The organism is Phocaeicola coprophilus DSM 18228 = JCM 13818, from assembly GCF_000157915.1.
In the GTDB taxonomy this organism is placed as follows: domain Bacteria; phylum Bacteroidota; class Bacteroidia; order Bacteroidales; family Bacteroidaceae; genus Phocaeicola; species Phocaeicola coprophilus.
The window spans coordinates 95,503-109,575 of the sequence record NZ_EQ973651.1; the positions used below are offsets into that span (position 1 = coordinate 95,503).

Here is a 14,073-nt window from a genome sequence, read left to right on the forward strand (position 1 = left end):
TTTTCAGTTCCCTTTGTTTACTGTTTCATCTCCGTCGCCGCTGCCACCCGTGTTATTGCCTGATTGCGGGCCGCGCACGGCAAAGCGCGATTCGTACCATCGGTTCACCGCATCGCGGACAATACTCTCCTTATCCAGAGTACGGTCAGCGGTAGCATTCAGTAGCGTACTTGTTATCGTAGTATTCTGCCGTTTGGCAAGGTAGCCGACAAGGATTTCGTTCTGTCGAGTTATATCCTCGTAGATGCGCAGATACTCTTTCTTCCGCTGTGCGTTGGGCATATAGGCATCTTTCGTTGCATCAATGGCGCACTGGTAGATATGGTAATATTCCGTCCATCTGTCTTTATCCTCCGGTGTCCCCCCGACAGGCAAGATGCGGTCTATGTTTCGTTTGAGCCGTACCATCTGTCCGTTGACCTTATCGCCTTCAGCGACCCATGCGATGTCCGCTTGACGGTCAGCCACGTTCAAGGCTTCTATCTTTGCCCGGCTCACCAATGCCGAGTCGATGGCTTCAGCTTCGTCCGTTTGGTTGTATAGGTTGACGCCCGCCAGTGTGCGGAATGACAGTTTGTTCTTGACTGCTGCCGACTTCTTATACTTGTTGTGCAGTATGGAATAGTAGAGGTCGGGCGAGAGTGCTCCCGTACCGGTTTCCATTACTGTTACTTGGTTTTGTTTCGGCGAATCGTGGTTATAGGTCACGGATTGTGCCTTTGCCGCCGTGGTTGCAATTATTGTAACCGTCACGAGTAAGAGTATTCTGTCCATATTTACTTTCGGTTATTTGTTATTAATCTTTTAATACTCAATGTGTTTCAATCAGTTAATCACCAGGATTATTCCACATTTCTTTTTATATTATATTCATTTCTAATCCTTTCCTCTCCCCGCAAGAAGTGCATATCATCCTTTTCAATACAAATACATTTTCTATTCGTATGAATACAGGCGATTGCAGTGCTCATGCTTCCAGAGGCAAAATCAAGGACTGTGTCACCCTCTTTCGTGTATGTTTTTATCAGATATTTCAACAATGCGACTGGTTTTTGATTAACATGAATCGTTTTGCCCTCTGATTCCGCAGTTTTAAAATATTTCACACTTCGTGGGTATCTCGTTCCTTTGTTTTCATTTCTGAATGTAGGATTTGGTACCTTGTTTACTCCTGTCCAGTTACTTCCTCTCTTTGTACGATTCTCATAAGGCTCACCTTCCTCCATGATTGGATAATAAGGAGTTCTGCCGTTACAAAAGATACTGATTAGCTCATGCGCTTTTAGAGGTTGCTTTTTAGCAAGAAGGAAATTGCTTGCTTTTGACTTTTCCCATACCCAGTCATATTTAAATTCGGCTAAATTGCCACAGCGTAAAAGGCTGCTGAACGGTTCGCTGCCAAATAAAGCCGTAGGCGCATTATCCTTTCTCACTCTTCTAATCTCCTCCCACATTTTCGAGAATGGTATTATCTTATCCCATTGCGAGGCTGTAATTCCAAAAGGTGGGTCGCATAGAACTAAATCAATACTTGATTCTGGGAGAAGAGGCATTACTTCAAGGCAATCGGCTTTATATAGCGTAATGTCTTTTTCAAAAACGATCTTTTTCATTACATCTTTTATTAATGTCCATTTGCCTCTTGGTTATAGGCCAGATAGACTTGTTTGTACTTAAAGTTTCTTTCTCTGTTTGTACTTCTCCGAACATTCAGGACGAAACGCTTTTCCTGCGTTTTAAGATATTCCTTATCAATTTTGGTACATAGAAGTCATAATCTAACTTGTGGCATTATTTACCTCCTTCCTCTTTTACCGTCAATAATCCAGTCGCCCCGCATTGCGCCATCGTCCGAAAGCACCGTCAATAATTTCCCGTTTGGTACGTTCCCGGTAAATCTTCGATTTCCAGTAGCCGATACGTACCTGTATGTATCTCCATGTCTCGATGTATGCCCGGTTCAAGTGTTGCTCAATGCTGTCCAGCGACTTGTTCACGGACTCCAGTACCATAAGCAGGTCGCTGGTCGAGCAGGCCGCTGCGCCCGTGGCATACAGTACGAGGTCGCTCACCGACTTATAGAGGTGTTCGCCCTCGTTGGCGATGTCCCGTATTGCTTTTTCATTGATAGTCAGTATCAGTGCGTCTGACGGCTCGATGTTCCCATGTTTCAGGATTTTCTCATGGAAAGCCTCCAGCATGGTCTTATAGTCACCGATACGGTCACTTACCGAGCTGTAGGTATCCTTCACGTTCAGCACCGTCCGCAGGGATTGGTACATCACGTCGATGACATCAAAGGCACGGGTATAGCGGTCAAGGTCGATATTTACTTCCTTGTATTTGCCCGTCTCCTCACGGCTGTACTCATGCAGCAGTTGGTTGCTGTATTCCAGCGTGCTTCGGGCCAGCAACAGGCTGCGTTGTTTTTTGTGGTCATTTATGTACGCTTCCACCGACACGATATCGAATGTCCATTGGCCCTTGGCGACATCGGGTAGTAGCGCAAGCAACGTAATGGCTATCAGTATAGTGCGTTTCATGGCCGTACCTCCTTTCTGCCACTTCGGGATGTCCGTGCGTTTTCTACCCAGCGGTCATGGCACTCTTCCACGAGTGTCAGCCTACGACCCTCGTCCGTATCGAGTCCCGGTAGCACATCCTTCAGTACGTCGATGATGTTCCGCTTGTAGTGCATCATCTTCTCCAAGGATACGAGGTCGGCGTATATTTTCGTGATACGTGAATCCACTTCTCGTGCGATTTCGAGGCGGTCACTTGACCAAAGCAGGTGGTACACGTCGCTGTTCGGTACTTCTTCCATAGGTTCTGTACGGGCATACTCGGTAGTGATTTTACAGTTGGGATATTCCCGTGCGATTTCCGATATGCGATTATTCACGATTTTAGTCTTTTCCTCGTTCGGCAGGTTCGGATCGAGTGTCAGTACATCGGCAACGTGCGTGTCTGTGTATGCCGAAGTCAATTCCCAACTGATTTGGATAATGGCACGGTGAATCTTGATACCCAGAAAGTATTTCGGCTTCCGTGCGATAGAAATAGTCGCACGGAACGTAATGATACCATTGATGTTCGGCATCGTCGCCTTACGGACGAACGTATAGCCGCTCCATGTACCTCCGTCCTGCCAAGTGAGGCTATAGGCTGTCTTGCAATCCTGCATGATAGCCGGTAGGCGGTAGTAATCATCTGTCGGCACATCGTTCTCTGCTTCCGCTTCCTGCTTCGCATCTGCGTACTCCTTCTGTTTTTGTTGCCACTCGGCAAGTTCGCTTTTCAGTTCCTCGATACGTGTCCGGTTGGAGTTATATTGTTGCCGATAAGCTGCTGCGTCTTCCACGCTCGCCTCGGCAATTTTTTTCAGAAGGTCGGCGTTTTCCTTTTCCAAGGCACTAATCTGAGATTGAAGAACGGCGACTTGATTGTCCGCTTCCCGTATCAGTGCGTCCAGTTCTGAAAGATCCAGTTCGTTCTCCGTTACCGAGGTCTGCATGACGCACTCTTTGGAATGGGCGTCCAGTGAGCCGCCACACTTGCGACACTTGTATTGTGTCGAGCCTTGTCCCAGCGTCGCCCCGTCTGAACAGGTTACACTGATGGTCACGCTTTCGCATCCCTGCAATTTTGCGGCGTCCGTCGCCTGATAATAGTTCCGTGCATCGGATGCTATGTAATAGACATAGCCTTCCTCGTTGTCATTGAACTCCGAGAGGCGGGCATTGAGTTGCGCTTTGAACGTATTCAAATCCATCGAATAGGAGTCGAAGACATCCTCATAGACCACCTCCGTCCGATTCCAACTCTGTGTCACGTGTATCTCGTAGGCGTATGCCTTCTTTGTCTGTTTGTTACCCTTACTGATGATATAGGCCTGTTGTCGGGTATTGATAGTATAGGTGTAGCCATCGTTGCTATTGTTGAGCTGTTGCACTCGGCTTCTTGACCATCCGGCATACCGTTCTGAATTGGCGAGGGCCTGCTCCCGTTGCGAAGCGTTCGGATAAAATCCCGGATCACTCGTGTTAAAGCGTGTCCATGCGCCCCCATTCAATATGCTGTTGTCGTCTGTCGGTGGGTAGTAGTCGCATAGAGAAATGCTTCCTTGATCACGCCGTGCGATATACCACCGTTGCGTGTAATAGTTCCCGACAGCATTGTCCATATAGTCGGTCATCCACGATGTGAGGTCGTAGTTGCTGAAATTGAACAATGCGGCCACGCTATCCTGACCGCCCACCATGTCGATTAGCAGACTGCCGATGTCATGTTCCGCCTGCTCGAAGAGAGTACCGTAGTGTTCATACAGGTTGCCGATTTCATTGACTTTGCCACCCAACAGGTCATGGAACGCACTACTTTGCAGTAGAGCGTCACCGAGGTTCTCCATACCTGATGTTGCCAGCCCTACGCCCATGTTATAAAGGTTGTCAATGTCGCCCTTTAAGTTCTCAATCGTGAAATTGCCCGGCACTTTGGTAAAGTTGTCCAACATCCGTTGCCAATCGGTACCGCCCAGTTCTGCGAGGTTCAGCAAGGTGGCAATGTCGCGGTCAATTTCCAGAAAAGCGATGTCCGAGAACGACAGCGTGCTGTTTGTCACCACACTTTCGAACTGCATACACAGGCTCTTCGTATCGTCGCACACCTTCATCAGGTAGCTGCCCCAGTGGATTGCTGTTTGTGGTGAGCGCAGCATCAGCTTCGCCACCACCCATATTTTCGGCATGATTTTTTCTGCCACCATGTGGTAAATTCGACGATAGTAGTAATTTTCCGTGCTGCTGCACCAGATGCCAAGGTCGGACAGAGCCTTGTGTTCCAAAAATTTGGAAGAAAATATCCCTGCTGCCGCCACTTCTGCCGCCGTATAGTGTTTCAGAATATCATCCACCTGCTCGCGGTAGTAGCTTTCGGCTACTGCCTCCGTGCCGAATGCTGCGGCCATGGCCGCCACGGTACGAGCGTCATAGTTCACGCTGTAATATTGTGCGTGAACGTGCTGTGTCAGGGCAGGCAATAGGATAACCCAAAAGATAAACAGCCGTTTCATCGTTTCAGACCTCTTTTATGTATTCCGGTTCCTTGTGATTGAAATACCACCGTTCAGATTCGATACAATTCTCCGTGACAAGTCGGCAGAACATATCATGTATGATGGTAGTATCCTTGATGGCCCTTTTGATCCGGGCTTCTTGGGAGCCGAACCATCTCAAAAAGAAAGGCTGGTTTAGATAAGTTTCGCGCACGGTCTGATAACGTAGCCATCCCAAGTCACTTAGTCTTTTTTCACTCATCGGACTACTGTTCAGTTCCCTGAATAGTTCTTCTCGAAACCTGTTTTCATCGAAGACAGGTTTGCTGTTACATAGCCTGTCGCACATATCGTAAAACTCCTTTTCTTTGGGGTTTTCTTCATAATACCGGTTCAAATACGCTTCCAGTTCTACATCGGACATACCCAACCGAAGGGAATACTCTGCCAACAACCGTTCGATGGCGGCTACTTTGTCCGGTGTCATGTCATCCATGCGGAGCAGGTTCTCCTTGGACAGCATACAAAACTCCCGGAGGGACAAAACAGTGAGTTCCGGATTGCTGACAGAGATTTGTTCGCGCGTCAAGCTGCTTTCAAACCCCATCATATTTATCCCGTAGCCCAGTGACAGGGTGATTAAAATCCTTTTCGTTTTCATTATGATGTTATTTTAGTGGTTAAGTTCAGTACACATCCCGCTTCATTAACTTTCTGCGCAAACGGCAATGCCTTGCCGATACCGCTGGTATTCCAGTCGCGGCAATATGCCTCGATAGCCTCTTGGTGGCTGCATTGTAACTCGCGCTTGTAAAGCTTCAGAGCCTCTTTCTCCGCTCGTTCGGTCGTGTAAGTCATGTAGCACTCGCGTGGTTCTTCCACGCCATAAACACCGCTGGTCGTGCCCCGACGGATAAACACCTCGCGGAAGAAGCTGCGTCCTTCCTTGTTTTCAAGGCGGTTAATGGTGAAAATTTTCTTACAGTCCACGTCCGTTAGGCCAAGAATCGTCTTGATGGTGTCGAAACGTTCCTTGAATTTGCTCTGGTCAAGCAGCATCACCACATCCGAGTTATTGATGATGGCCTCTTTCACGATTTCGCTGCCGATGATGTCTTGTATTTCCTGTGTCACCACGCCCACACTGGCCCAGAATTTACGCGCTGTTTTGTACATAAATTTAATGTACTCCGCCATCAGCGGGCTGGCGATGGCTTTCCATGCTTCCTCGATGACAAGGACTTTGCGGTTCTTCTTGATGCGCATTTTTTGCAAGAAAACATCCATGATAATCAGCGTGACCAAAGGAAAAAGCAGCGGGTCATCTTTTATGCTGTCGATTTCGAAGACCACGAACGTCTCGTCGAACAGCGAGCTGTCCATGTTCTCGTTCAGCGTTTTTTCGTGGTTGCCGCCCAAATAGAAGTCCTTCATCATATAGCGGTATGTCGAGAGGTCGATGCCCGTGATACGGTTCTCCTCACAGATATCCGGGATGCGCTGCACGGAATATTCATAGAAAGAGTTGAATGACAGTTCCTCCACTTTCAGTTCCTTGCGTCGGCCCTCTATCTCGTCAATGATACCCTCGATGCGGACCGCGCGTTCCCGTTCGCTTTCGTGCCGCTTCTCACTGCTGTTGCGGTCATCAATAACGAGGCTCTTACGCAAGTCCTCACGCTGTTGGGGTGTGAAGCCCTCGAAACCATTGAAGTAGGCGTCGTAATATTCCGTGATGACGTGCTCTATCAGACGGTCTTCCGTCTTTGTGACCGTTCCCTGCGTACCTTTCCAGATAAGCAAGACGAGGTTTTTCAAGAATCCCGTTTTTTCTACGTTCATCTCTTCCCGATTGATGCGGAACGGATTCATCGTGATGGGCCGTTCCTCGGTATAGCTGATATACTTGCCGCCGAAATACTCGCATAGCCCCTCGTATGAGTTACCCGTATCGACCATTACCACGTCCGTCCCCTGTTCATGCAACTGGCGCACGACGGAGTTCATGTGGAAACTCTTTCCGCTGCCCGAAGGCCCCAGGCAGAAAAAATTCGAGTTGTCGGTCAGCTTGTTCTTTCCCTCTTTTCCCGTGATGTCGATAGCTACCGGAACACCTTGACGGTCAGTATAATAAATTTTTATCGGCGTTTCCTCACTATGCTGCACCCGTTCCTTGTACATCAGGCATACCGCAGCGTCGGAGAGGGTCAGAAAACGGTCATATTCCTCGTTCAGGCTGTAACAGTTGCCCGGAAATGAACTGACGAACAGTTCCAGTTGGTTGTATGCACGCTTACTGATATGTATGCCCATGCGCCCAAAAGCGTTTTCCAAGTGATTCGTGCATTTTTGAAGGTCGGTGTCGGCAGGCACGCCCACCACCATGTTGAAGTGCGTGTACACGAGCAGTTTGCTTTCACGGGCTATTACGTCCTGTACCTGCTTGATGTCCTCTACGGCCATTTGGTTACTCGGATTGGGGATGCTTGCGTGCCGGTTCTTCTTTTTGTCGAGTAATGCCAGTTCACGCTTCTGACTGGGCAGGAAAATAATTTGGTTGTACACCACCGTTTCTGCGTTCGGAATATTATCCACCACCGAGACAAGATCCACTGGCATCTCGGTATTATTCACCTCGATATTGGTATAGGGACGTATCAGCGAGGGGAGTGCGGCGCAGTCCACGTCCACGAGGCTGTACACCTTACAGCGTTTATCACCCATAGATACCGTTTCGTCGTCAGCCTTGACATTCGTCATCGAGACCGTACGGTCTTTGAAGTTCATCGCAAAGTAACGGTCCACATATTCGCTTGCCTCGGCTTTGTTCAGGAATTTCACTTGTACACCGCTGTCGCGTAGTAGGTCTCGAACCTTATAAATCTTCACGAGGAAATCGCGCCATTTCTTGCTATCGTAAGAGAAAAGACGGCTCTTCTTGGCTTCCTGTGTGATAGTCAGATAGCAAAGGCTGTCCGTGTACGGACGCCCATTAAAATAACGGAAGTACGATGCCGAAAGAAATTCTTGATTATGCTCCGGCTCGTTCGCGAACTGTTTTCTCACGAAGATGTCCTGTTTGTGTAAGGCATATCCTTCGCCCAGTGTTTGCGCAAGGGCAGAGAATAGATGCGTGAAATCGTAATAGCTGTCAATGTCTGCCGAATACTTCTGTACTGGATTTTCGATTTTCAAGACGGCGGAATATTCACCCGTCTTGGTGTACAGCACACCCACACCATCTGTATCTTCCACAGAGAAATAGATATTCTGAAAGATGTGCTTGCGCTTGCCGCCCGTACCGAACGTATAGACTGACAAGGCCATACCCGTACATAGGGCGATGAAAAATAAAATGATATATAGGGTCATTCCGATATTCGTTCATTAAATAGGGGCAGGTCTGCCTCGGCTGGAGGCGGACCCGCCCGCGTTCAACAATCAATCAGCCACACACATTGCCGTGATGGTTTTTCTTATAGTCATACTTTGTGCGAATAGGCATACACATACACTCCACGTTTTACATTTTTGCTGTGCAGCCCTTTTCGCTGTTTGAGGATGATAAGCACGATTCCCGCAGATAAGACAGTTGCCAATACGACCAGTCCGGCCACAAAGCCCATAAGACAGTAGGCGGCGATAAAGCCCACAATGGCTCCACCAGCCACGCCTGCCGCCCAATAGATGTAGCGGCCTTGTAATCCCATCAGCTCCAAAGGCCGTTGTAACCCCTTGAACAGCGGATAATCCGGATAACGTCCGTCATTAATCATTTCTTGACTGTTTATGCGTTAATTCCGAAGAACAGAGGTAATGCTTGGGCTGCCGCAATCAAGAAAAGGCACGCCCCAACTACCATCATAATCTTCTTCTTGACATCCTGTTCCTCGTTGTTCATGGCGATATACACCGAAATGGCTCCGATGATGGCCACGACACCAGCAATGGCATAGCAGAGTTTGACCATGACAGGAACGTATTTCACAATTTCCTCCGCTACGGTTGATAGAGCTGTCGTACCGGCCGAGTAATCGCCTGCCGTACTTTGAGCCATAGCAGGTATGCCTCCCAACAGGGCAATGATTAACATTCTTACTTTGGTGGAAACTTGCATGATAGTTTTCTTTGCCTTTCGGCACATTCTTTTAAATTTCTGAAACATATTTATTACATTTTTGTGGTACTCTTGTTTTTGAATTTATTTTACACTTCTATCAGCCACCTATATGCGGTAGCCGAAGAAAGCAGGGAACACGATTGAAGCTCCAATGATGAAGAGGCACGCACCGACAAGTGATACGATAGACTTCACCACGCCGTCCTCGCCTGTGTTCATTTTGATATAGATCTGGAGCGCGGCAACGACTACGAAAACCGAGGCGACAGCGTAGCAGATGTACAGCACGTACAGCATCATCGTCACCACGAAGTCGTGCATCGTTGCCAGTGCGTCTGCACCCCAACTGTAGTTTACGCTGCCACTTTTGGCGAATGCCGCATAAGGGACAAAGCACAGTGCACATAATATTTTTTTTGCTTTCGACATTTTACAATCGGTCTTTGAGAGGTTTCCATACCAGTTTCGGACGGTTGCCCGTCTTTCCTTTGGCAAGCATTGCTTTGTATAGTTCGTCTGCCGTGTATGCGTCCGACAGGTAGGTCTCGGTTTCTTCCATCTGTTCCTCCGCTTGGGCTTTCAGGCGTTTTAGCTTCTCCGCCACGGCTATCTCGCCATTATTGTCTGCGGTTTCCGTCTCCTGTGGTGCAGGCGAAGCGGTAGGGGCAACATCTGTTTCATATTTCTCATTACCCACATTGAATCCCGTATCGCTCTCCGTCACGTACACACTCTGTTCATCTTCTGGCGCACCGAGGTCAAATACCTCTTCTTCCGGCTTGCCATTTCCTTTTTTTCCATAAAGGTCCTGCACGATGATAACTGCATAATAGACGAGATAGGCAACCGTCAGGACAATGGTGAAAATAAAATATGATTTCATATATTTTTGTATAATATGATTTTTATATTTGGTTGTGTGTGCAAAATAAGAATGGATAATTTGAAAGATAAAATTATTGATTATAAAACGTATCGTTTCAATATAATATTTTTTCAAAATCCAAAAATCATATTTCAAAATCATATTCAAATATGATTTTGGATAAGAAAACAGGAAAAGTCGGGATATAAAAAAAGCCCTCCGTGATGAAGGAGGGCTTAGGGAGCGGGTTGTTCATTGTTTCTTCCCACGTAAGTAGTCGTTCAGGTCTTTGTAACCGGCATAACAGTTTGATTCGTTATAGACGCATCTGCCATACATCCCGGCTATGGTTTCCACTGTCTTTTGTCCGGCAAGGTCATTGTCAAGGTAACAGTGAATATACGTGTATTTTTGCAAATACGTCAATGTCCTTTTCAGATTACTGACCGAGTTCATAACAAGGTAGTCACAGGGGGCATTAATGCAAATGGCACTATCGTCCGTCTGTTTTAGGGTTAGATAGGACAGAAAGTCCATGAATCCTTCAAATAGGCAGACACGGCTCTGTGCCTCACCACGCGATTGGGGTATCAAGGAAATGTCCTTGTTCTTGATACATCCTTTGTAATAAGGGTTTCGTACCTCGTATCCACCGGATATATTGCCAAAGGCCAGTGCAAAGTAACGTCTCTGGCGCAGTTCGTAATGGACTTCCTTGCAGAACATTCGTCCGATATCCGAATCAATCATACGTGAATGGAGATATGAGAGCAGTGCGTGGTGTCGCAGCGGCACGATAATCAAATTCTTCATGTCGGCTTCCACTGGTCGAGAGGTTGCGGGCAACGCCCGGGTTCTCGGCAGCGACACACCATTGACATACCGTTTGATGTATGCTAATGCTTCACTCACACTTTTAGTTCCGCAAAGGTACTTACCCAGTTCCACAAGGTCGCCTCCGGTAGCCTCGCCAAAATCATACCATTCATTCAGCCGGTCATTGACTTTGAACGATGGCGTCACCTCTTTCCTGAGAGGCGAAAGATACCAATATTGCTCTGATTTCATATACTGCGCACGGTGGCCGAGCTGGGCCAAAAAGTCCACGATACGCACTCGTTTTGCTTCGTCTATGGTCATATTAAATTTCTTTTCACTTGTTTGTACAAAAGCGGTTTAGTTTAGTTTGCGCCCCTATATATATAAATACTAAATTAAACTGAATTATATAGGCCCGCGCCCGCTCTCATTCTTCATCGAAAAGCATGGTTTCTGCCTGTGTCATGTCATAATAAAAAAGTTTATCTCGTTTGATAACCAGTTTTAAGGTGTCAGTCAGATATTGCAGCAGTTTGACCATTACGTTTCTCCCACGCTTAAACCCGATTGCCTCGTAAGCAGTCATCATGGCTTGCAGCATATTTTCAAACCCACGGATGGGTTTGTCTCCAAATGCAGCGGAAAGGGCTTCACGGTGCTGTTCGATGCTTAGTTCCATAAAACCCGTCCGCTGTTTCGGTTTCTGATGTGGGGCATTCTCAAACAAATGCCCTTCTGCGAGAACCGGGAGCCCGCCCTCATTGACAGTGAAAGCAAAAGGTTTAAACTCTTTCTCACGGATGTGTAACGCATGAACTTCGCTGACGTTGGGACAATCGTTGTTTTTGCTGATGACCAGTACAGTCTCCGCCTTGTTGCTCATTTCCGTACCGATATGCCCGCGCACATTGTTATCTCCTTTATTCAAATGTAGCACACAGTGGATATGCAGGTCATACTTTGATGACCATTCCATCATCTTGTTAATGACTTCCACGGACTCACCGGTACTGTTTATGTCAAGCATCAGGTCACGGATACCGTCGATGATAACAAGTCCGTATCCTTTTCTTTGACGTAAGGCGTAGTCGATGACCCCAATGCGTATTGCCGGAGAGTATTCGCGCAAGCAAATAAAGTCGAGGTTTTCACTGTCGGTTGTAGTGGGCAGTCCGGCAAGCCGCAAGATGCGTTCCAGTACATTGTGACAATGGAAGCGGCTCTGCTCCGTGTCCACGTACAGAATCTTGCGTTTACCTTCCGGGAGGTGCGCCCGGTAGTTCAGCACTTGTTTCCCTGCCAGCGATGCAGCGACAATGGCCGAAACGTTAAATGTTTTTTTTGATTTCGCCTTGCCGGTTGATGCGCTGAAGTTGCCGAGCGTAGCAATGGTCGAGTTGTCTATCCAGATAATCTGTGGCGGCGTTTCATAGGTATCCGTCGCCCGAATCTGCGAGGCGGAGAGGATATCCGATAAGAAATCCTCCTCCGGCCTCATATCCACATTATATTCAGTTCTTCTTTCGTTTTCCATGGCGTCTTTGATTAAAGAAAGGTTGTGTGGCAGCGGCCTCGTTTGCCATACGTGCTGCTTCATCTACGGTTGGTTCATAATTCTGCAAAAGCCATTCGTCCAGATCTTCTTTGGCGAAATATATCATTTTGCCACGTGGCTTGTAGTGCGGAATCTCCTTGCCTGATGTTAGCTTGTACAGCATACTCTCGGATATTCCGATATACATACAAGCCTCTTGGAAGGTAAACACCTGTTTGGTGGTATATATATTTTTTTCCAGCAATGCGATGCGTTCCAACAGACTTTCTATCGGATCTAATTTCTTTAGGATGGCTTCGACGCTTGTAAGCCGTTCACTCAGCCGTTCCATGAATGTCAATCTATTATTTTGCATAAATGAGTTATTATAAATTTAGACAATGAAGTATATCCTCCGTTATGTAGCGCGCTAACGGAGGTCAAAGATAGGGCAACCCAAAAGGTCAGCGTGAGTTTGTACCGTGATAGTAACCACGTATCACGGCAACTGTCACGCTTTTACCTTTCACATACTTCGCTTATTGGCACTTCTTACCACTCTCTCAGTTCATCAATGGCTCGTCTGATACCGTAACCTGTTGATGTCATGTTGTTACGCAAGGCAGACAGAGCGGATGAAAGGCTTGAAGCTGAAACGAATCCTTTTCCATCCTTGGTTTGCAAGAACCGCCCACTACTGAGAACGGACTGCCATTTGGCTTGGATAAACGAGTGCTCAAGGAGTGTATCAAACAGGATGGCCACATGGCGGATATTGTTTACACGAATACAGAATCCTTCTTTACAGGAAAGCAGGGCTTCCATATCTTCAACGTGTAGGGTAGAAACGCAAAACAGATGATAAGCATTGGCACAAGCTGTAATACCTATCATCTGTTTACGAGTGAGATTGCATCCAAAAGAAAGAGGATAAATTCTTGTCGGTCCATCTTTGCAGCACGTGACGGACTGTGATGGTGGCACAAACGTATCATACGTTCGTTTCAGTTCCATACACTTCTCGAACGAGAAGTCTGCTTCGGTAAAAAATGCTCGGATAAGATGGGAGCAATCGTTTAATAGCCCCTTGACGATATGAATGTTCATTTCATGGCAGTTCCGGCAGACCGCATGGTCACAGTCGATATACCGGTGGCTGTTTACGAAATCCTCCACGTAACGGTAGTACTGCTTATTGCCCGTCACGACATCACGGAGATACATTGTTTTTGCTTCAACGAGCAATGCGAATAATTCTTTCGCTACATCCTGTTCTGCAACAAAATGGTGCAGATGTTTTTTCCCTCCAAAAAGAGAGAGAGCCATTGTTAGGTCTTTTCATGATGAAATATTTTAAATTGGATTTATATGATATATTATAAGAGTGTTGCTCCCGAAAGAGAATCCTGTCGGAACAACACCCTTATAAGTGATTACATATCTGATGTTCATTGCATTGTCAATCGAATAAACCGTTGGTCAGATTTACTGCATCGTCTTTTTTCTTATTGACGATTTTGGCATACACTTGGGTCATCTTTACAGATGTATGACCGAGTAATTTAGATACAGTGTACAAATCGGCCCCCAATGTCAGCATCATTGTGGCGAACGTGTGGCGGGCCACGTGCACAATTTAAGCAAAAGCAACGGAAAGTGAAGATGAGAGAAATGAACTGCAA

General features: G+C 47.0%; 14 protein-coding genes and 1 pseudogene. All 15 read right to left on the reverse strand.

The window, feature by feature from the left end:
* Positions 1-3 precede the first annotated feature (3 nt).
* Positions 4-774 carry a DUF5045 domain-containing protein gene (locus BACCOPRO_RS16325; protein WP_008145351.1) on the reverse strand — a complete coding sequence of 257 codons (771 nt, stop codon included), beginning with the start codon at positions 772-774 and terminating at the stop codon, positions 4-6.
* A gap of 68 nt (positions 775-842) precedes the next feature.
* Positions 843-1,613 (reverse strand): DNA-methyltransferase, encoded by a 771-nt coding sequence (locus tag BACCOPRO_RS16330; RefSeq protein WP_004310179.1) that lies wholly within the window; start codon positions 1,611-1,613, stop codon positions 843-845.
* A 204-nt stretch (positions 1,614-1,817) separates the two neighbouring features.
* Positions 1,818-2,543, reverse strand: a complete 726-nt coding sequence (locus BACCOPRO_RS16335; protein ID WP_004322064.1) for a hypothetical protein — start codon at positions 2,541-2,543, stop codon at positions 1,818-1,820.
* Positions 2,540-5,071: a hypothetical protein gene (locus BACCOPRO_RS16340; protein ID WP_008145354.1), complete on the reverse strand. Its 2,532-nt coding sequence runs from the start codon at positions 5,069-5,071 to the stop codon at positions 2,540-2,542. Before BACCOPRO_RS16340 ends, BACCOPRO_RS16335 begins: the two co-directional genes overlap by 4 nt.
* A 4-nt stretch (positions 5,072-5,075) precedes the next feature.
* On the reverse strand, positions 5,076-5,714 hold the full coding sequence (locus BACCOPRO_RS16345) for a hypothetical protein (RefSeq protein WP_004322062.1): 639 nt from the start codon (positions 5,712-5,714) through the stop codon (positions 5,076-5,078).
* Complete coding sequence (locus BACCOPRO_RS16350) at positions 5,714-8,425, reverse strand: TraG/VirB4 family ATPase (protein WP_004322061.1); 2,712 nt, start codon at positions 8,423-8,425, stop codon at positions 5,714-5,716. The genes BACCOPRO_RS16345 and BACCOPRO_RS16350 overlap by 1 nt, the downstream gene beginning before the upstream one ends.
* 110 nt (positions 8,426-8,535) lie before the next feature.
* Positions 8,536-8,829, reverse strand: a complete 294-nt coding sequence (locus tag BACCOPRO_RS16355; RefSeq protein WP_004310185.1) for a hypothetical protein — start codon at positions 8,827-8,829, stop codon at positions 8,536-8,538.
* Positions 8,830-8,840: 11 nt separating this feature from the next.
* A complete protein-coding gene (locus BACCOPRO_RS16360; protein ID WP_004322059.1) occupies positions 8,841-9,218 on the reverse strand; it encodes a DUF4134 domain-containing protein in 378 nt (125 codons plus the stop codon).
* A gap of 60 nt (positions 9,219-9,278) precedes the next feature.
* Complete coding sequence (locus BACCOPRO_RS16365) at positions 9,279-9,602, reverse strand: DUF4134 domain-containing protein (RefSeq protein ID WP_004310187.1); 324 nt, start codon at positions 9,600-9,602, stop codon at positions 9,279-9,281.
* Position 9,603: 1 nt separating this feature from the next.
* Entirely contained in the window at positions 9,604-10,056 is a 453-nt protein-coding gene (locus BACCOPRO_RS16370) for a hypothetical protein (RefSeq protein ID WP_008640351.1), read from the reverse strand.
* 234 nt (positions 10,057-10,290) lie between these two features.
* Positions 10,291-11,178, reverse strand: a complete 888-nt coding sequence (locus BACCOPRO_RS16375) for a DUF8464 domain-containing protein (protein WP_007901068.1) — start codon at positions 11,176-11,178, stop codon at positions 10,291-10,293.
* Positions 11,179-11,284: 106 nt separating this feature from the next.
* A complete protein-coding gene (locus tag BACCOPRO_RS16380) occupies positions 11,285-12,391 on the reverse strand; it encodes an AAA family ATPase (RefSeq protein ID WP_004310190.1) in 1,107 nt (368 codons plus the stop codon).
* Positions 12,369-12,767 carry a helix-turn-helix domain-containing protein gene (locus BACCOPRO_RS16385; RefSeq protein ID WP_004322056.1) on the reverse strand — a complete coding sequence of 133 codons (399 nt, stop codon included), beginning with the start codon at positions 12,765-12,767 and terminating at the stop codon, positions 12,369-12,371. The genes BACCOPRO_RS16380 and BACCOPRO_RS16385 overlap by 23 nt, the downstream gene beginning before the upstream one ends.
* A gap of 176 nt (positions 12,768-12,943) precedes the next feature.
* Positions 12,944-13,717 (reverse strand): hypothetical protein, encoded by a 774-nt coding sequence (locus tag BACCOPRO_RS16390; protein WP_004310192.1) that lies wholly within the window; start codon positions 13,715-13,717, stop codon positions 12,944-12,946.
* A gap of 133 nt (positions 13,718-13,850) precedes the next feature.
* Positions 13,851-14,021, reverse strand: a pseudogene (locus BACCOPRO_RS17685) (tyrosine-type recombinase/integrase); the annotation flags it as partial.
* Positions 14,022-14,073 lie beyond the last annotated feature (52 nt).